An 18,918-nucleotide genomic window follows, 5' to 3' on the forward strand; every position below is an offset into this window, starting at 1 on the left:
AGAACTCAAAAGTCGGTCCTTAACAAGATTTAAATCCTAGCAAGCACCACTACTACTCTTAAGCGTCATTTTTCGAGAAAACTTGGCGCGGTCGCGAACCATCGGCCGGACCCACAATGCCGCGGGCCTCCATGTCATCAATCATTCGAGCAGCCCGGTTATAGCCAATTCGGAAGCGACGTTGTAACAACGAGGTGGATGCCTTTTGTTGATCTTGAACAAAAGCAACGGCGTCGTTATAAAGTTCATCAACTTCGTCCGCCCGGTCCTCATCGCTGTCTTCCTTCAGTTCCTCGTCGCTAACCTCCATGCTACCGTCGTACTCAGCCGTCTGTTGTTGTTTGATAAAATCAACAACTGCCGCGACATCCTTATCAGAGATAAATTCACCCTGTACACGCGTCGGTTTGTTTTGATCAATCGGTTCAAACAACATATCTCCACGACCAAGCAACTTTTCAGCACCGTTGGCGTCCAGAATCGTGCGTGAATCAATACCACTAGAAACCGCAAACGCAATTCGTGACGGCACATTTGCTTTAATCAATCCAGTAATGACATCAACAGACGGCCGTTGCGTTGCCAGAATCATGTGAATGCCGGCTGCCCGGCCCATCTGGGCAATCCGAATAATGGCATCTTCAACCTCGGATGAAACGGTCATCATTAAGTCAGCCAGTTCATCAACAATGGCAACCACATACGGCAAACGTGTCTGTGCCACATTATCCTCAGAGTTAGCATTGTTTTGTTCAACTAGTTTGTTATAACCATCAATATTACGAACACCAAAGTTCGCAAACAGCTCATAACGACGTGTCATTTCATCAACCACTTTATGCAGTGCCTTGGCCGCCCGCTTGGGTTCGGAAACAACCGGCGTCAGTAAGTGAGGAATATCATTATAAACGGATAGTTCCACTCGCTTTGGATCAATTAGCATAAACTTTACTTCATTTGGCTTTGCCTGCATGAGTAGACTGGTAATGATCCCGTTAATTGCCACTGACTTTCCTGAACCAGTGGATCCAGCAATCAACAAATGCGGCATTTTCGTTAAATCACACATCACAATATTCCCCGTCACATCACGACCCAATGGCACGCTCAGCACCTTCCCAGGATGAGCCGGCTCATGCTCAGCAACATCACGAAATGAAACAGTCGAAATCTGCTTATTAGGAACCTCGATTCCAATCAACGATTTACCGGGAATGGGTGCCTCAATTCGAATATCCTTAGCTGCCAACGCTAACGCTAGGTCATCAGCCAAGTTAACGATTTTCGACACCTTGACCCCAATGGCTGGGTGCAATTCATACTTCGTCACTGACGGCCCTAAACTGACATTCTTAACTTCTGCATCAACACCAAAACTGGCCAGTGTTTTTTGCAATGTTTGCGAATTTTTCTCAATCGCGTTGAGTTCGTCTGTCTGATCAGTTTGCGGAATCTTGGTGAGCAGATCTGGTGTTGGCAATTTATAGTCGCTCAAATCCTCACTCTGGTCGCCAAGGTCCAGCTCCTCCTGTTTGGGTGCTGGCGCACTCTCTTCATTTTGATCAGCAGCAACAGTAATCACCGGTGCGGCAGGCGTTTTCGGGGCTACACTATCAGCTGTTTCTACCGGTCGCTGGGTAGCGCGGTGAGCCCGTTTAGGTGCCGTCGAAGTAGTTTGACTCTCGGGCTGCGATTGTTCCGGCTCTGTCGACTGCGCGTCGATCGGTTGATCCGGGGTCGCGTTTTTCTCAACCGCCGCATAAATAAAGTCGTGCAATCGTGAGCTACCTTGTTTTGTCCACATCACGAGGTGTTGACAAGTGACCACAATGCCATGACCAATCACGGCAAAGGGAATATTCAGTAGAAACATTGCGCCGACAAATAACAAAATCGTCGAAAAAATTGCCGTCCCCAGGTTAGCAACTAAATGTTCACTGCCTGCATAAACGTACGCAGCAATCATGCCACCACCGACTTTGCCATTTAAGGTACCGCCCGCCAAATTATCACCGAGCATCCCCCACGTCAATGAAACAAAGTGAGCGTGGTAGTTTAAGCTAGTGAATAATCGCAAATGGTCATACACAAGGACGCCCAGATAAACGAGTAATCCACCAATAACCCGTTTGGCAGGTAACTTGGGCCATTTGCCAGTAATCCCGACGAACACCCCAATGGCAATGAGAATAATTGCGAGCACCTGATTGGTATTGCCGACAAAGATCGAGAGAATGTTGGCTAGAAATACTCCTGCGACACCTAACCTTAACAAGGCAAACAGCGCAAGCAAAGCTACGGCAAAGCCAATAATATTCTTTGTATATTTAAAATCCTGTTTTTTCTTAGTTGTTCGCGGCCGTTTGGTCGTTTTTCTGCGCGTCGTTTTTTTTGCTGGCACGCTGTCAGACTCCTTTCAACACGGTACCTGTGAAGGCTACTTTAGTTTATCGTTTTTATACCAGTGTGTTTGTTCCAATTGGTTGAAGCCCTGCTGACGAACGACTTCGTAGATGACAATCGCAGCTGAATTAGATAAGTTCAACGCACGGATATGTGAGTCATCCTGAGGAATTCGAATCGCCTCATCAGGGTGTTGCCGCATAAAGGGCTCTGGCAATCCTGTCGTTTCCTTGCCAAACAGGAACCAATAATCATGATCTGACTTCGTATAGTCAGGATCAACATACGTTTGTTTAGCAAACTTCGAGACAAGAAACAGTTCGTCCCCCTCTGGAATGGCAGCCATGAAGGCTTGCAAATTTTCATGGTACGTAATAGCCACTTTATCCCAATAATCTAATCCTGCGCGCTTCAAATGTGCGTCATCGGTGGAAAAGCCCAATGGTTCAATTAGATGCAAAGCAGTATCCGTCCCAGCACAAGTGCGGGCAATATTACCTGTATTAGCAGGCATCAATGGCTCAAATAAAGCAATGTGATTCGTCATTATCTTTCTCCTTATTAACCTTTATGACCTTTTTGGCACATCTATATCCATCATTGTAACTTACTTCGGCTGCTCAACTTCGATAATTTCAGCACTCTTAAATAGTCCTCAATTACTGACGATAGCCTGTCTAACACTAAAGTCATTACAATCAGGCGAGCACCTCAATATCAGCAATTGTAAGATGCAGCCAGCACCCATCATCATAACAACTATTTATACTGATACTAAAGTGATATTTTTTGAAGCAGAGACTAAAAAAACGTAGTCATCTCGGTAATGGCATACGGCGAGACGCTACGTTAATGAAGTCCGAATCTGAAAGCCACTAACGAATCTGTTCGATATTGACCTCCAAATGATTCCATAAGCATATTAGCACTAGTTTGTTAACTTCGCAAGCGGTCTGGACCTGCAGTCAACGCCTGTCTGACAGTCCTCAGCCGCCCTTGCTCCAACATCTACGACATTTGAACGGTTAACACACTAACGTCAACGGTCACAGCGTCCACTGGATTGGCCAATAACGCTGCACGATGAGCGTCGTCACTCCCCCAACTTAACGGTGTCATTGCCATCATATCGGCAATGCGGGCCTTGCCGATGGGAAAGTCATAACTCACTGTCATTTGCTGCATAGTTGGATAGTGGTCGGCAAACAGCTCCACCACCCGATCATTTGTGTACTGATACTGCGGGGCAGACTCGTCATATAAGGCATGCCGCAACTCCACTAAGTAGTTCGCATTAGGCACCACTTTAACTAGTTTGCCGCCCGGTCGACAAACGCGTTCAAATTCACGGTAAGCCGATGGGGAAAAGAATTCCATCACCGTATCAAACGCATTATCTGTAAATGGTAGTTGTGCCAAGTCGGCAACACAAAAGAAGGCTTTAGAAACCAGCTGTGTCGCAAGGTTAATCCCTGCTTTAGACAGGTCAAACCCAATTAGGACATCATCAGGATTGCTGCGTTCCTGATCCAATTGCGCCAGCGGTGTTCCTTCTCCGGTGCCAACATCAAGAATCCGTTGACCCTGTGATGGCAATTGTTGATTGACGGCTTTTACAATCGGCGCAAACAGGCCTGCTGTCAGCATCCGCCGTCGGGCAGCCAACATCGGTTCATCATACTCAGTCACCACATTGTGTTTGAGAAATGTGGCACTGCCCTTTTTATTTAAATCTAATGTATGGCCATTCGGGCAACTAAGTGTATGACCACCGATTTTTTCATAAGGCGTCTCACAAACCGGACAACGAAACATTGCCAAATGTTCTTGTAGGTAAGCAGCGCCACGATCAATTTTTTTCATGATGCTCATTATACCATGATGCCGCCTACCCCACTAGTTGCAATAAGCTTCGTCAACGGCCACATAATCTGTCACAACAGCGATCTAAACTGTTTACTCATCGACATCCTGTTTGCGGTTTGCATTGGCCGAATTTTCATCGGCTAAAACGCTACTATGACGGTCTTCCTCATCAAACCACTGCGCATGTTCCCGCCAGTATTGGTACAAGTGGCTCACAATTACCTTTAACACCGCGTAACCGGGAACACCGAAGATAACGCCCATGACACCAAAAATCTTTCCTGCTGCCAGCAATACGATAATGATCGTCACTGGATGAATTTTAAGTGATGAGCCCAACACCAACGGTGAAATCAGTCGCCCTTCAATTGTTTGTTCAACTGCAAACACAATAAGCACCTGAATTAGCATCCACGGTGACACAAACGCACCTACGACTACCGCAGGAACCATTGCTAAAAACGAGCCCAAATAAGGAATCAAGTTTAAAATTCCGGCAACAATCCCTAATGTTAATGCGAATTTCAAACCGATGAGTAAATAGCCTAGATAAAACATTAAGGCGACAAAGAAGGCAACGGTAAGCTGACCACGGATGTAATTGGAGACTTGATCATTAATTTCTTTTAAAACGGTCAAAAACGATTTTTGTAAACGTTGCGGCAGTAAGCGTGACACATATTCCGGGAATTGGTGGCCATCACGTAACATGTACCATAATAAAAACGGAAATGTTACAAGAGCAACAATAACCGTTGTCACACTGCCAACAATACTACCCAAGCCGCCAACAGTGTTACTGGCGGTATTCTTCAACAGACCGCTCAGTCCCTTTTGTAACTGGGTATCATACTGATTTAAAATATCGCGCAACCACTTCATATCCGAATTCTGCCAAAATGCCGTTGTCGAATTAATAAGACTATCCCAATAATGCGGCCAGTCTTTGATTAACCCAGTAAGTTGATCCTGAATGAGTGGCACAACCAAAACCACGCCCAGAACAACCAATGCAAGAATCACGGCAAACAGGCCAATAATTGTCCAAGGCCGGTGAATGTGAAACTTGCTTTTTTCCAAACGGTCCACTAGTGGGTTCATCAGGTAGTAAAAGACCCCTGCCAGAACCACTGGACCCCCAATAATACTGAAAAATTGTTGCAGCGGTGAAAAGACCCAATTTACCTTATTCAAGAGCCACAAAATCAACAATACTAACACTACAATCACTAAACGCAATGCCAGTTGACGTAAGCGACTAACAGGTCGTTGTCGCCGAGTAACGGTTTGTTTTTGCATAGCGGCCTCCTTACGTTTTCGCCCAGTTGCTTATTCCGGACGATGCTTCACTTTGCGTTAGTATAGCATAGTCGCCGAGCATTCTTCGCCCTTGGCGCCTGTCAAAAAGCAGACTGATGCAACCGTTTGCAAGGTACTGTTAAGGAATCGTTTTCATTATGATATACTCAAGTGGTGAAACGCAGATTAAACGCAGAACTCTGTGGCATTGCATACATTGAGGAGGAAGCACGCATGTTAGAAAAATTCTTAGTAGGAACTTATACCAAAAAAACCAGTCAAGGTGTTTATGAAATGGCGCTCGACACCACGTCTAATGAACTAACGTCACCAACACTGGTTGCTAAGGCAAGTAGCCCAACTTATCTGGCCCTTTCCAAAGCAAACAAGCTTTACACTGTTGACGGTGACAAAGCGGCTGGAATGGGAGGAACCTCAGCCTTTGACCGCTCCACTACCCCAGCAACTTTGCTAAACCACGCCTTTTCAAAAGGTACTAGCTCAGCCTACGTGGCAGTTGATGAAGCACGTCAACTCGTCTATGAGGGTAACTATCACATGGGGACGCTGAAAAGCTTCGCCATTCAGTCTGATGGTTCATTGAAATTAGCTGATGTTGTTACTCATCAGGGTGAGGTTGGTCCACTACCTGAACAGGCCGATGGTCCCCATGTTCATTACACGAATTTAACGCCAGACAATCGGTTAATTGTTTGTGACCTCGGCATGGATCAAGTAACTGTCTATGATGTCGCTGACGATGGTAAATTTAGCCTCGTCTCAACATACCAAGCAGAGCCAGGATTTGGCCCCCGCCATGTGGTCTTTAACCCACAAAAATCTATTTGCTACCTTGCCGGTGAGTTGAGCAGCAACATCTCCGTACTGAAGTACGACGAAGCTACGGGTACGCTTACGCATGTTCAAACGTTAAAGACCATTCCAGCAGATTGGACTGCTCATAATGGTGCCGCTGCAATTCGCATTTCAAACGATGGTCAGTTTCTTTACGTCAGCAACCGTGGTTTCAATAGCTTAGCCGTGTTTGCCGTGGGCGAAGATGGTACACTATCATTACGTCAGCAAATCAGTACAGAAGGCGACTTCCCACGAGACTTTGACCTAGACCCTTCTCAACAGTTTGTTGTCGCTGTTAATCAAAATACAGATAACGCAACCTTATACAGCCGCAACGCCACCACAGGTCAATTAAAATTGATTCAAAAGGATGTTGCCGTTCCTGAACCGGTTTGCGTTCTGTTTGAAAACTAGCTAATTGTTTTAGTTAGCCACAAACATCAAAGGAGCCAATTGTGAACACACCATTATTTAAAGAAGTTGCTATCGAAAATTATACTGATCTTCCCGCTGCCATCGCGGCCGGGGCTAACCGCATCGAATTAAACGACAACTTGGCCGTCGGTGGCACAACGGTCAGTCGTGGTGTTATGAGTGAAAGCAGTCGTTACGCTGCTGAACACCACATCCCCCTCACCGTCATGATTCGGCCACGCTGTGGCAATTTTGTCTACAACGATACCGAAATTAAAATCATGGAAGCTGACCTATTTTCTGCCCAAGAGCTTGGCGTAGATGCGGTTGCTTTTGGTGCCCTAACGCCAGACAACAAGTTAGACACCGACGCACTAGAACAACTCATGGCAGCGGCTGGTGGCATGAGCGTTACTTTCCATATGGCCTTTGATGCAATTTCGCCTGATGATCAGCCAGCCGCTCTCGACTGGTTAGCTGATCATGATGTTGATCGAATTCTCACGCATGGTGGACCATTAACGACGCCAATCGACCAAACATTGACACATTTAAAAACACTGGTTGAAACGGCATCTGGTCGGCTGATTATCATGCCAGGCGGCGGAATTACGGTAGACAATGCTGACCATATTGCGGAAGTGCTCAGTGTTAGGGAAGTTCACGGTACGCATTTACTGAAATATTGATATTTTCACGGTTTAAAAAAGCGCTTGGCAAAAATTGCCGAGCGTTTTTATTATGGTTATTTTGAAAGTGAGTTGCTTACTTTGAATCAAAAATGCGCGTTACACCAAGTTAATTAGTTTCAAGATCCGTGTTCAGTTGCTGCATGACATTATCAACATTAATTTCATAACGTGTGAGCAATTGTTGTATATCTTCTGCCAGTGGCGCAGTTAATTGCCGTTGAACGCCAGCAAACGGATCATAAAAGCCTAGCCGTTCACAAGCCAACGCTTGACGATTCAAACCTTGATGCAAATCTCCCCCATACAGCTGATCACCGACTAACGGATATCCTGCACCGGCAAAGTGAACCCGAATTTGATGCGTCCGACCAGTGTGGAGTTTAACCTTCACTACTGAAAAATCGCCAGCTGTTGCCAGGACCCAAAATTCGGTCCGGGCAGCCTGTCCAGTCTCCCCCGTTTGCCGTTTGATAAACGATGTCGGGTCGCGTTGAATTGGCTGGTCAAAATTACCATGTTCTGGCAGACCAGTGCCACTGACAACGGCCAAGTAGGTCTTTTGTAATGAGTGTGCTTTCAACTGCTGATCTAAAACGGAATGTGCCATGTGATGCTTTCCGAACAGCACCAACCCGCTCGTATCCTTGTCCAGCCGGGTAACAATATGAGGCACCTGTAACGGAATACCATGAGTAATGAAATAACCCTTCGCCCGGTTAACCAGCGTATTATTAGCATAGTGATGAGCCGGTACGGATGCCACTCCAGCAGGTTTATTAACAACTAAAAAATTATCGTCCTCATAGACAATTGATAACGGTAGATCTGAAATGGTTACCGCTGCATTCGCTGGCTCCGGCGGCAAGATGATCGTAACGACATCGTTAGGACGAACATCATCCACGCTCCATGCCGGTCGGTGATTGATTGACATCGCACCACCGTGAAACTTGATCTGGATTAAAACGGCATGGGAAACGCCGTGTGCACTCAAAAAGGTTCGCAGCTTTACCGTTTCGTGCGTTTGATTACGCCACTCGAAGCGTAACGGATACGCCATTACAACACGTCCCTGATAAAGGACTCACGAACACGCTGCCAGAATGCCGTATGCCGATACTCTGCGAAATAAATCCGTTGCTGTGATACCTTAAACGTAATTTCTTTAACCAATCGTTCTGGTGTTAAAAATTGATCACAACTGATGGCAAAATTGTCAGCATCCTCTGACCGTAACGTCACCCATTCATCCTTACCGATGATAAACGAGGCACCTAACGTCCGGAACACCCGGTTGTTGATGGATGCAATTTCTGCCATTTGAATGGCCTCGATACCAGGATGAATGACCGCACCACCCAATGATTTATTGTATCCCGTTGAACCAGTTGGTGTTGAAAAACACAAGCCATCCCCACGAAAACGTTCTAATAATTGATCTTTAATATACACGTCACAAACTAAGGTCTTGGCAGCTTTTTTGACAGTTGCTTCATTGAGCGCCAAAAACTGATGCGGCGCTGTTTCACCTTTGTAAGTGATGTTGATATCTAAAAGCGGATAGCTGACACTTTCACCATTATCATGCGCCAGACTATTCACGAGCTGGTCCGTTTCATAATCACGCCAGTCCGTATAAAAGCCAAGGTGCCCTGTATGCAATCCGACAAAACGAATTTTTGCCAATTCTGCCCGATAGTGATGAAAAGCTGACAGCAAAGTGCCATCCCCACCGACTGAGACCACCACGTCTGGGTGCTGGTCATCAATCGGTAAGTGCGCCTTGTTCAAAGCTGTCGTCAACCGTTCAATGACAGCTCGCGTTTCATCGTTTGGATAATAACTATAAATCGCAACTTTCATACTTTGTTCTCTACTCTCTCGATTACATATGATCGTCTCGCCGTACGCAGCAAACACCGATCACACAATTATTTGGTTTCATTCGGCGTCGAAGAAACGTCGTCATTACTCTGCTGACTTGCACCATCAGACGGATTGTTCGTATTCTCGTGTGGTTGTGCTTCCGAAATATCTTCTCGAATTGCAGACATTTCTTGATCCAATCTGAATGCCGCCTCACCAGCTCGTTCCAAACGACCTTGCAACTCCTGAGGAAATTCACCCTGATATTTGTAATTTAGGGAATGCTCAATGGTTGCCCAGAAATTCATGGCCAATGTTCGCACCTGGATTTCTGCTAGGATTCGTTTTTCACCTGTCAGCATCTGAACCGGATAAGAAACCACGATATGATACGAACGGTAGCCACTAGGTTTGACGTTTGAAATGTAATCACGCTCTTCCAAGATGGTCAAATCCGTTCGTTTGCGCAATAAGTCGACGACCTGATAAATGTCGCCAACAAACTGACACATAATCCGTAGTCCAGCGATATCCTGCATGTCCTCTTCCAGACGATCTTCGGCGACATGACGACGAACCATTTTTTCCTTAATACTGTCAACAGGTTTCACCCGTCCGGTAACAAACTCAACGGGTGACTGTAAACCGGCATCTTTATATTGTTTACGGATGCCTCTCAATTTTATTTTTAATTCCTCGACCGCTTGCTCATAAGGAAGCAAAAAGTGGGACCAATCCTCAATCATCGAATGACCTCCTTGATGATTCATCGTTTGTTGAACAACCTCGCGGCGGCCAACTAACTGCCAACAGTTTACCATACTTTGGGTCACCAGCGATGAACCGCCAGCGAACCCTCGCGACACACGATTCGAAACGTTTAACTTTACATTTCCGGTAAAATCGGGCATGATAGTCCCAGTTAAGAAACGCACAGTGGCGCAGTTGTGCTAATGCGCAACCGATTGCCTTATTAAGTAAAACGTTTCATTATTATCGTATTTATATTCTATGACTTTTTATTTAATTTTTTAAGATTGTTGATATGGAGGATATCCCGTGTTAGAAATTTATCTGTTTGTAAATCCACTCGGAACAAATTGTTATGACTGTGAGAAGCAGATTAACCAGATCTCTGCCCAAACTAAGCGCAAACTTCAAATTCAGTTTGTCCCAATGCTTAATTTACAGACGATAAGTGATACATTTCACCGACTGGCAACGGATCACCCAGAATTGGACCGTAACACGTTAGCTGAACAGATGTATCAGATTATCCTAGATTACAAAGCCGCTTCCTTTCAGGGCAAACGTCTTGGTCGCCAGTACTTCCTTCGTTTGCAGGAGCACATTCTGGTCAACCACGAAGCTTACACAGAAGAGCTTGGCATCACCGTTGCTCATGAATTAGCATTAGACACAGCAATGTTTATTGATGATCGTCGAAGCAAGCTCGCTGAAGACGCATTCGGCGCCGACCAACGTTTGGTCTCTGAAATGGGCATTGAACACCCAAGTCAAACAGTTATCTTCGATGTTGAAGACTTTGATTGCGGCTTGCTGATGGAACATTTCGATTACGACACGTTATTAGAAATCAGTGAACATACAGTTAATAATAAATTAACAACGTTGCCGCAAGCCATTAAACAAAATCACGACAAAGTTAATTTACGAATCCTTTAAGCCAAACGGAACATTAAATGAAGAGCCTTCAATCAGTCCAATACCGATTGAAGGCTCTTTTTAATCAACTGAAGCATAGATAAAACAGGTTATTTTTGCGAATCGTCAATTAACTTTTCAAATTCATTCAAACGTTGTTCAAAAACATCAAATGCTCGGCGCAAGTAATCTGGCTTCGTCATATCAACTCCTGCCATCTTCATTACGTCCAATGGATATTGTGAACTACCGGCCTTTAAGAAGTCCAAATAATGATCCAGGGCTCCTTGTTGATGACTGGTAATACCATGTGACAATGTCGAGGCAGCAGCGAACCCAGTTGCATATTGGAAGACATAGTAATTGTAATAGAAATGTGGAATTCGTGACCACTCCAAAGTAATCTCCGGGTCTGGGGTTAAATCTTTCCCATAGTATGTTTGATTCAGCTTGCCATAAAAGTCTGACATCCGACTAGCAGTCAACGGATGACCCGCGGCATCTTCCTGGTGGATCCAGTGTTCGAATTCTGCGAATTGTGTTTGCCGATAAACAGTTCCTTTAAAACCATCCAGGTAGTGATTCAAAACGTAGGCCCGAACTTTAGGGTCGTCATTATTATCAAGCAAATATTGAGTCAACGTATTTTCATTAGTTGTCGATGCAATTTCCGCTACGAAAATAGAGTAGTCGCCATACTGATAGGGTTGATTATGACGCGTGTAATAACTGTGAATGCTATGGCCCATTTCGTGAACTAAGGTAAATAATTCCTCTAAATTATCCTGCCAGTTCAACAAAATATATGGATTAGTATCGTAAACACCAGATGAAAACGCCCCACTCCGTTTGCCTTTCGTTTCGACCACATCGACCCACCGATTATCAAAGGCCTCTTGAACATGGCTAACGTAATCTGGGCCCATCACAGATAAGGCGCGTAATGCCTCTTGTTGAGCTTCAGGATAGGTGTAACTCAGCGGTGAATCCCCAGTAATTGGAGTATACAGGTCATAAGAATGCAAATGATCAACACCTAAAATACGTTTGCGCAAACTAACATAACGATGTAATAGGTCAAGATGGTTATTAACCTCTTCAACAAGCGTGTCGTAAACACTTTCAGGAATATTATTTTCTGCTAATGCCGCAGCACGAGCGGTTGGGTAATGATGCACGCGCGCTGTATAATTATGTGCCTTAACGTTGCTAGACAGCGTCGAAGCAAACGTATTCTGGAACTGCTTGTACACCTTATATAGTTGTTTAAAGGCCGCACCACGAACAGAACGATCTGTTGATTGCAACAGGACGCCGTATACTCCCTGAGTCAAACGAACATCGTTGCCTGCCTCATCTTTCACGATTGGGAACTCTAAATCCGCGTTATCCAAAACACCGAACGTTTTTGCCGAAGCTTGGAAAATATCTCCAGCTCCCGCCAATAATGCTTCTTGATCTGCCGGTAATGTATGATCACGTGCGCGATCTAAGTCCTCAAAGAAATGTTTGAACGGCTTTAACTCAGTCGTATCCAGCCATTCATTGAGCGTCTTTTCTGGAATGGCCAAGACTTCTGGCTGAAACCAAGCTAATGCGCTGGCAACCTTAGCCACCAAGTCATTAGCTTGGGCAGCCAATCCTTGTGCTGCTTGATCACTAGTATCTTGTTCTTGTTTCAATGACGCATACACATCGACATTTTCCAATTCATGGTAAACATCAAGTAGGTAAGCCACGCCAGCTACAAGTTGCTCTGGTGATTCAGCTAAATGTCCTTGATATGACGTTACTTGTTGTAGTTTTGACTCAATTTGATGATAAGCGTCTGTCCACGCCGCATCAGTTGCAAAAATTTGAGTTAAGTCCCACTTTAGCGTCTCTGGAACTTCATCTCTAGTAGGTAATTGTTTTACGTCTGCCATAACGACCTCCAACATTTAAAATAAGAAAGTTAATTGTATTTTAATCACTTTTTAACTTTACCATACTTTTCTATTAGTTGGATAGTCGGACAACTGTTTTACATGCTCACTACTAAAAAATGCTTTACATAACTGAATGCTCATCCGCTGTCGCATCCGTTCATCAGCCAGCTGTAAGTTTGGCAACCACTGGATTCTGGGCAAACCAATCCTCGTCCAAGCAAACTGACATTGACGTGATGACGCATTTTGATGGCACCACCACCATAAGTAAAGCGGAATCCGCCAGTCTAACGGTGAATTTATTGAAATCGGCATCTCATAAACATCCCCCAGCACCCATTGCGGTAATATTGTTAGACTAGTCCCCGCCTGATAGCACAATGCTTGCCAGCGCATAAAATTAGGCTGTCGGTGATGTAAGCCTAACGCAATGGCTTGTTGTCGATGACTCAAATTTGCTCTGCTAACTGAGTGCATCTGAGACTGCGTTTGCTGTTGTGACCAGTCCATCCAAGAAGCCCAAGTATCAAATGACTGTTGGGAATAAGTGATCGGCAATAATGCCGCTTTACCTAAATGATGCAAAACGATCAGTTGACGGCGTTGTGTATGCCAGAACAATAAATATGCGCCAGTTTTTCCACCCCAGCGAATAAACTTGGCAACTTTGCTCAGTGACAACCGCGGTTTAGGCCAATACGGTTGACCAAGAAGCCATATTTGATGAAAGTCGTGTTCACGATACCCTACCACTCGTTCAGAAAATCGCTGTAAATCAATTGGACTACATTGAAACTCAACGGCCGTTTGATTGTTGACGAGCAGATCTGGCCGTTGGTGAATCACCTTCAATGATTGTTCCAGCATAACTTCATGATCCTGTTTTTGTAGCCACTCAGATAACTGCCGTTTGCCCAACAAATGTTCAGAGGTCTCACCCTCTGAAAAGGTCTGACAATCTGCCAAACGTTCATGTGCAAAATAGGGCTGCCGCACTCGCCCACGTCGCAAATGGACGGGCGCATGGCAAGCAGGACACTGATATTGCTTTTGCTCGGCCACACTAGCCGCCACCAGTTCACCACCCTCGCAACTCAAAGCCATCAACATTGATCTCACCTCCACCTATTACATACGAAAAGACGGTGTGATTTGTTCGTAAAGATCAAATTGAGGATTCATTTTGTCCGCGTACTCACGAGACACTGCTAAAGTTTAATATTTTCAACGTTTCCTCTTGCTCACTCCATAGATTAAATTTTAACTGTCACGATACCTTCAGTCATTTTTGATAGATAAGCACATTAATTGTTTACTGACGCTTTATTTGAAATAATGTGTGTATCGGTAAATGTCACTAATGCAATAGGAGGTCTCGATATGAGTACAGAAGATAAAATTGATAGTACAAAACACAAGGTCGCTGGTAAAGCTAAAGAACTTGAAGGAAAGGCAACCAACGACAAAGGCCGTGAAGCAGAAGGCAAAGCTGAAGGATTGATGGGTAAAGCCAAAGAAAAGCTAACCGATGCCGTGGATAACGTTAAAGACAAGATGGATAAGAAATAATCTTTGGAAGAAGGCTTTTATGCCTTCTTTTTTTGTGCTTGTACCGGCATTCTCCATCTGCCTATCAAACGTTCTTAAAATTAATCTTCTTATCATTTAAAAGTTATTTTCTTCCACTATACTGAATGCAGGGCTATAAAGTATCATTTCCCATGTTAACATCTATAGCCTTAACAGCTACTGCTCTATTATGTTTTGAACGATTAGCGACTGAAAAGCCTAATTTAATACAGTAGCCGCTACAATAAAATTCCAATTTTCAAAATCCTATGAAATTTCAGAGTTTTACCACTCACTTGAGGCAATAGCCTACTAAAATCATCTAGAGATTAGCAACATGAAAAATTAGCAAATTTGGAGATATGTTATGAAAAAATCATTTACATTAGGAGTAATTGCCCTGAGTGCCCTATTGCTTACAGCATGTGGCAACAATAGTTCAAAAGGTCAAAGTAATTCCGAGCAAAAATCAAGTCAGCAAAACAGTACTCAAGGATTTAAAAACAGTTCCATGTCAAACGCTAAAAGCATAGTCGTGATTAATAGTGTGAATACGCTAACTGCCACTGATCCAAGTGTTGAGGGTACAGTGCATGCAGTTATTTTCAGGGGTACTTTCACGAACAAAACTAAATCAGGAATCAGTGCTGAAGGTTTCTTTAACAAATACATATCTGCCTACTCTGTTAGCAGCGTAACTGACAAAAAGTTGGATACGGATGGACTTCAGGTTAACTCACCCTATGATTCTGAAATTTCATCGGCGCATGACGAAACCCATCCAGAAAAAACATCTCACTTTGCCATAGCCTTTCAAGTTACCTCACTTTCAAAAAAATACAAACTGACAGCGTTAAATGATACTCAAGATAAACTCGGTTCACAAACCTTTTCTGCTACATCTTTGCAAGCAAAATCGACTGCTACAGAATCTAGTTCAAACTTTAATGCCACTAATAAAAATACTCTCTCGAGATCTAGCGTGCCTTTGAACTCGTCACAAAAAGAAAAAATTAACGCCGCTTTCCTAGATTGGGCTGCTGAAAGAGCTGAAATCGGTCACATGGCCGTCAGTGATTGGTATTTTGATCATGGGGCTGCTGGCAATGGTGACTGGTACGCAAATACGCCAGATGGCCGTGTACAAACACAGGACAATGGCAATCCAGGTGCTGATGCTTTTAAAATCCATTCCATTGGTGGATGTGTCTTTTACAAGTCAAAAGACGGATCTACGGGAAAACAAGATTTATATCAAGGTTCCTTCGCAGATAACTATGCAGTTGCCATGGATTTCGACCAACCTGTAAGTAAATATATGCTTGGCGACAACGGGATCGTATATGAATTAAAAACTGGCAATGGAGAAAATGTATCTACCAATACAGGTTTTGGCCAAACTAGTGGCGAAGGAACGGAAGAATACCAACCAGATCAAGACTTCGAAATTTCGTCGGACTCTGCAGCTCAATCTGAACTGAAGGAATTAATAAATCAATATAAGTAAAAAAACACACCTTCCAGATGTGCTTTAGTCGCTCTGCTAACTATTATTGATAACAAATATACTCAACCATCAAATGATGGTTGTTTTTTTCAGATATACGCAACTTGTAAAAAAATTCTGTCATCAACCATGTCTTTTCACATGATTGACGACAGAATTAAAGGACAATTAAAATTATTTTTTCGCCATCAGCGCTAACACTATTTATAAAAATCGTACCCAACTTCGTTCCGACTTTAGGCTGAAAACGAAAGATATTCAATGACATTTTTTAATAGAAAGTACCATTAAACCAAACGTTTAGCGTCCTCTTTTTCCAAAGACTAGCCGAAATAATGTCGTGCTAATTCAAGCGCTGAAGTTTCCATAATCTTTTCACCATGCTCTGACAAAACATCACTAGTAATCGTAGTTTTGTTTGCGTATTCCAAAGCCACCGCCACATCATCTTTGATAGTTTCTGGCGTAGTTTGATCTGTGAAGAAAACCAAATCAAGGTAATATTGATCACGGTATTTATAAAGATTCGATACAGCGCCATCTAAATGAAGAACCTTAGCAATTGAGACAAGATCTTCAAAATCGTTCAGACGGAGTACAACCTCCCGCGTAGGAACGTTAGGATCAGAAGTATAATTCTTTAAAGCCTCAGGATCATTATCATCCGTGGCTTCACTACTGATTGTTGTTTTACGGTCATCATCGTCTTCTGAATCCTTACCCTGCAACTGTTGTTTTAAAAAGTCGGAGATCTGGTCAGTTGATGCATTGTCACCAAAATCGACTGCGCCGCTAAAACCAGCACTAGCTGCATCAAAATCATCAGTCCCATCACTTTCATCGCCTACATTCTTGCTGATAAACAGCTCTAAACCGTGGCGATTTGGCAAAACTTGAAATGTGACTGCGTCATTATCTTGGAATTGATGGTCTACGTCAACTTCCTCTAAGATGCTGTAAAAGAACCGTTCTATCTGCTGATGATTACCAAGTAGATCAAGTACTGTAATGCCACGCGCAGATAAATCATCATTGCCAATAACGACTCGAATTGTATTCTCGTTAATGCGTTCCATTTCCATGCGAAACACCCCTTTCGCAAAAGGAATTCCATCCTAAATGTTTATTCATATTTTAGTCCTCTAATCGTCAAAGTAAAGTTTAATCAACTATTTTTAACGGTTTCGATTCAGTCAATCACTTTAGTGCATAAAGATAACAAAAAGACCCAACCTATGCTATTATCCCATAGATTCGGCCACTTGCAAATTAATCTCAAAGTGTAGTTTTATAAATTTGCTAATCGTTGTGCTTCAGCCAATTCCAATGCACGCACGTCACGTGGCAAGAAGCGACGAATTTCATCTTCGTTGTATCCCACTTGAAGTCGCTTATCATCCATAATAATAGGACGACGTAACAAAGCCGGGTTTTCGTGAACAAGATCAATTAACTTATTCATTGGCAGATCATCAAGATCAACATGAAGATCTTGGAAAACCTTCGAACGTTTGGAGATGATTTCTTCAGTTCCATCTTCTGTCATTCGTAAAACAGTTTTAATTTCATCGGCTGACAGCGGTTCGGCAAAAATATTCCGCTCTTTGAAAGGAATATTGTTTTCAACGAGCCATGCACGAGCCTTTCGGCAAGAAGTGCAACTCGGTGAAGTGTAGAGCGTAACCATGTTACTCATAAATTGTCGTCCCCCTTTAAGCATGTTGCGAGCGTTATGAGATCTCTTATCTCATGCTTATATTGTACAGCACGTTTACAAAAAAATAAAGAGGATTTTATAAAGAAAGGGGAACATCTATTCGTGAAATTAAAAGACATTTCTTTAATTTATGTGTTTTATCTATTAACTAATATGCATAAAACAGCATAAGTAAATAAATATATTACCACATTTATTATTTCTAACGAATTGTATCAATAGGTTTTGTCATATGGTAATCGGTTCAAAACAGCGTCATATAAGGATTACGCTTCTTTTTCGTAAGTAAAATAGTTGTGTTATGTTAAATAATAATTTGATTAATGTCTGACGCCAAATTAATTTGTATTTTTTTGCCGGCAACTAGCTGTGCCTCTGCTTTTAATGATTCCAAATTGCCTGTTTGCGGTAAATGAGTCAATAATAACTGTTTGACCTGCGCTGCTTTGGCTAAGGCGCCCGCTTGGGTGGACGTCATGTGCCACATCTTGCCAGTATGATTTGCATAAAAGTTGGTGTCAACCATTAACAAATCCGCCCCCTTTGAGAAGCGATTTAACGTATCAGTCACTGCACTATCCGCCGTGAATACGAGCGTGTGACCAGATTTTGTTTCAGTAATGCGAACTGCAAACGTTGGAACTGGATGAACAGTTCGCGAAAAGGTAATCATAAATGGCCCAAGGACTAAAGACGATTGTGGATCATACGCATGGCCTTCTGTCGCGCCTGCCCACGTTAATGCGGCAAAATTCAATGGATCTTCTGTATTACCATAGATTGGCAGTACAGCATGTTTACGCGCACCCTGCTGAAGTTGCCATTCATATTGAAGCACGCCCACATCTGCTGTGTGATCGTGATGATAGTGTGTCAACAATAGTCCATCAAGTTGTAATGGGTTCAGCACTTTCTGCAATGCAAGCAAAGTGCCACTTCCAGCATCAATCATTAAATTGTAATCGTCACTCTGCAATAAATAGCCGCTTGTACCTACTCCGTTTGCAGGGTAACCGCCATAATAACCCAATATTGTTAGTTTCATCGTTTTTCCCTCCTCTCTAAAGGTAACTCATTCATGAAATTAATTCGAATAATGAATGCCCATATTTTGCACATCATTTAAAGGTGCGC

Annotated in this window: 17 protein-coding genes; 5 read left to right on the plus strand and 12 right to left on the minus strand. The window is 43.4% G+C overall.

Translation table 11 applies throughout. The features are described 5' to 3' along the window. Positions 1-58 precede the first annotated feature (58 nt). The 4 genes from LROSL1_RS08780 to LROSL1_RS08795 form a co-directional block, all read right to left on the minus strand. On the minus strand, positions 59-2,401 hold the full coding sequence (locus tag LROSL1_RS08780; protein ID WP_178914378.1) for a DNA translocase FtsK: 2,343 nt from the start codon (positions 2,399-2,401) through the stop codon (positions 59-61). Positions 2,402-2,437: 36 nt separating this feature from the next. After that, a complete protein-coding gene (locus LROSL1_RS08785) occupies positions 2,438-2,950 on the minus strand; it encodes a tRNA (cytidine(34)-2'-O)-methyltransferase (RefSeq protein ID WP_017262801.1) in 513 nt (170 codons plus the stop codon). A gap of 461 nt (positions 2,951-3,411) precedes the next feature. Further along, entirely contained in the window at positions 3,412-4,266 is an 855-nt protein-coding gene (locus tag LROSL1_RS08790) for a methyltransferase domain-containing protein (protein ID WP_026017225.1), read from the minus strand. A gap of 93 nt (positions 4,267-4,359) precedes the next feature. After that, positions 4,360-5,568, minus strand: coding sequence for an AI-2E family transporter (locus LROSL1_RS08795; RefSeq protein ID WP_178914379.1), 1,209 nt, complete (start codon positions 5,566-5,568; stop codon positions 4,360-4,362). 234 nt (positions 5,569-5,802) lie between these two features. Here LROSL1_RS08795 and LROSL1_RS08800 point away from each other — a divergent pair, with 234 nt between their 5' ends. Together LROSL1_RS08800 and LROSL1_RS08805 are read left to right on the plus strand one after the other, a co-directional pair. After that, a complete protein-coding gene (locus LROSL1_RS08800; protein ID WP_178914380.1) occupies positions 5,803-6,840 on the plus strand; it encodes a lactonase family protein in 1,038 nt (345 codons plus the stop codon). Between the two features lie 41 nt (positions 6,841-6,881). Continuing rightward, entirely contained in the window at positions 6,882-7,529 is a 648-nt protein-coding gene (locus LROSL1_RS08805) for a copper homeostasis protein CutC (protein WP_178914381.1), read from the plus strand. 109 nt (positions 7,530-7,638) lie between these two features. Here LROSL1_RS08805 and LROSL1_RS08810 read toward each other — a convergent pair whose 3' ends face one another. The 3 genes from LROSL1_RS08810 to LROSL1_RS08820 form a co-directional block, all read right to left on the minus strand. Next, entirely contained in the window at positions 7,639-8,592 is a 954-nt protein-coding gene (locus tag LROSL1_RS08810) for an RluA family pseudouridine synthase (protein WP_178914382.1), read from the minus strand. After that, complete coding sequence (locus LROSL1_RS08815; RefSeq protein ID WP_178914383.1) at positions 8,592-9,395, minus strand: NAD kinase; 804 nt, start codon at positions 9,393-9,395, stop codon at positions 8,592-8,594. Before LROSL1_RS08815 ends, LROSL1_RS08810 begins: the two co-directional genes overlap by 1 nt. Positions 9,396-9,463: 68 nt before the next feature. Further along, positions 9,464-10,144 carry a GTP pyrophosphokinase gene (locus LROSL1_RS08820; RefSeq protein ID WP_178914384.1) on the minus strand — a complete coding sequence of 227 codons (681 nt, stop codon included), beginning with the start codon at positions 10,142-10,144 and terminating at the stop codon, positions 9,464-9,466. 313 nt (positions 10,145-10,457) lie between these two features. Between LROSL1_RS08820 and LROSL1_RS08825 the strand changes: the two genes are divergently transcribed. Further along, positions 10,458-11,084 carry a DsbA family protein gene (locus tag LROSL1_RS08825; protein WP_017262793.1) on the plus strand — a complete coding sequence of 209 codons (627 nt, stop codon included), beginning with the start codon at positions 10,458-10,460 and terminating at the stop codon, positions 11,082-11,084. 89 nt (positions 11,085-11,173) lie between these two features. Here the strand turns inward: LROSL1_RS08825 and pepF are convergent, their stop codons facing one another. Continuing rightward, positions 11,174-12,988 carry an oligoendopeptidase F gene (gene pepF, locus LROSL1_RS08830; protein ID WP_178914385.1) on the minus strand — a complete coding sequence of 605 codons (1,815 nt, stop codon included), beginning with the start codon at positions 12,986-12,988 and terminating at the stop codon, positions 11,174-11,176. Between the two features lie 57 nt (positions 12,989-13,045). Further along, positions 13,046-14,101, minus strand: coding sequence for a competence protein CoiA (locus LROSL1_RS08835; protein ID WP_178914386.1), 1,056 nt, complete (start codon positions 14,099-14,101; stop codon positions 13,046-13,048). 270 nt (positions 14,102-14,371) lie between these two features. On the opposite strand from LROSL1_RS08835, the gene LROSL1_RS08840 reads away from it, so the two are divergent. Together LROSL1_RS08840 and LROSL1_RS08845 are read left to right on the plus strand one after the other, a co-directional pair. Further along, on the plus strand, positions 14,372-14,560 hold the full coding sequence (locus LROSL1_RS08840) for a CsbD family protein (RefSeq protein WP_017262790.1): 189 nt from the start codon (positions 14,372-14,374) through the stop codon (positions 14,558-14,560). Positions 14,561-14,927: 367 nt separating this feature from the next. Beyond that, positions 14,928-16,067 carry a hypothetical protein gene (locus LROSL1_RS08845; protein WP_225440517.1) on the plus strand — a complete coding sequence of 380 codons (1,140 nt, stop codon included), beginning with the start codon at positions 14,928-14,930 and terminating at the stop codon, positions 16,065-16,067. A 323-nt stretch (positions 16,068-16,390) separates the two neighbouring features. On the opposite strand, the gene LROSL1_RS08850 is transcribed toward LROSL1_RS08845, so the two are convergent. The 3 genes from LROSL1_RS08850 to LROSL1_RS08860 form a co-directional block, all read right to left on the minus strand. Beyond that, a complete protein-coding gene (locus LROSL1_RS08850) occupies positions 16,391-17,149 on the minus strand; it encodes an adaptor protein MecA (protein ID WP_017262785.1) in 759 nt (252 codons plus the stop codon). Between the two features lie 206 nt (positions 17,150-17,355). Beyond that, positions 17,356-17,754, minus strand: a complete 399-nt coding sequence (gene spxA / locus LROSL1_RS08855; protein ID WP_026017224.1) for a transcriptional regulator SpxA — start codon at positions 17,752-17,754, stop codon at positions 17,356-17,358. Between the two features lie 334 nt (positions 17,755-18,088). Beyond that, on the minus strand, positions 18,089-18,829 hold the full coding sequence (locus LROSL1_RS08860; RefSeq protein WP_178914387.1) for an MBL fold metallo-hydrolase: 741 nt from the start codon (positions 18,827-18,829) through the stop codon (positions 18,089-18,091). Between the last annotated feature and the right edge of the window lie 89 nt (positions 18,830-18,918).

It is taken from the genome of Furfurilactobacillus rossiae, assembly GCF_013394005.1.
Taxonomy (GTDB): domain Bacteria; phylum Bacillota; class Bacilli; order Lactobacillales; family Lactobacillaceae; genus Furfurilactobacillus; species Furfurilactobacillus rossiae.

Excerpts from the sequence above, each read along its gene's own strand:
- LROSL1_RS08785 (WP_017262801.1), bottom strand. The coding sequence starts at position 2,950 with ATGACGAATCACATTGCTTTATTTGAGCCATTGATGCCTGCTAATACA.
- LROSL1_RS08790 (WP_026017225.1), bottom strand. The coding sequence starts at position 4,266 with ATGAAAAAAATTGATCGTGGCGCTGCTTACCTACAAGAACATTTGGCA.
- LROSL1_RS08795 (WP_178914379.1), bottom strand. The coding sequence starts at position 5,568 with ATGCAAAAACAAACCGTTACTCGGCGACAACGACCTGTTAGTCGCTTA.
- LROSL1_RS08800 (WP_178914380.1), top strand. The coding sequence starts at position 5,803 with ATGTTAGAAAAATTCTTAGTAGGAACTTATACCAAAAAAACCAGTCAA.
- LROSL1_RS08810 (WP_178914382.1), bottom strand. The coding sequence starts at position 8,592 with ATGGCGTATCCGTTACGCTTCGAGTGGCGTAATCAAACGCACGAAACG.
- LROSL1_RS08815 (WP_178914383.1), bottom strand. The coding sequence starts at position 9,395 with ATGAAAGTTGCGATTTATAGTTATTATCCAAACGATGAAACGCGAGCT.
- LROSL1_RS08820 (WP_178914384.1), bottom strand. The coding sequence starts at position 10,144 with ATGATTGAGGATTGGTCCCACTTTTTGCTTCCTTATGAGCAAGCGGTC.
- pepF (WP_178914385.1), bottom strand. The coding sequence starts at position 12,988 with ATGGCAGACGTAAAACAATTACCTACTAGAGATGAAGTTCCAGAGACG.
- LROSL1_RS08835 (WP_178914386.1), bottom strand. The coding sequence starts at position 14,101 with ATGTTGATGGCTTTGAGTTGCGAGGGTGGTGAACTGGTGGCGGCTAGT.
- LROSL1_RS08840 (WP_017262790.1), top strand. The coding sequence starts at position 14,372 with ATGAGTACAGAAGATAAAATTGATAGTACAAAACACAAGGTCGCTGGT.
- LROSL1_RS08845 (WP_225440517.1), top strand. The coding sequence starts at position 14,928 with ATGAAAAAATCATTTACATTAGGAGTAATTGCCCTGAGTGCCCTATTG.
- LROSL1_RS08850 (WP_017262785.1), bottom strand. The coding sequence starts at position 17,149 with ATGGAAATGGAACGCATTAACGAGAATACAATTCGAGTCGTTATTGGC.
- spxA (WP_026017224.1), bottom strand. The coding sequence starts at position 17,754 with ATGGTTACGCTCTACACTTCACCGAGTTGCACTTCTTGCCGAAAGGCT.
- LROSL1_RS08860 (WP_178914387.1), bottom strand. The coding sequence starts at position 18,829 with ATGAAACTAACAATATTGGGTTATTATGGCGGTTACCCTGCAAACGGA.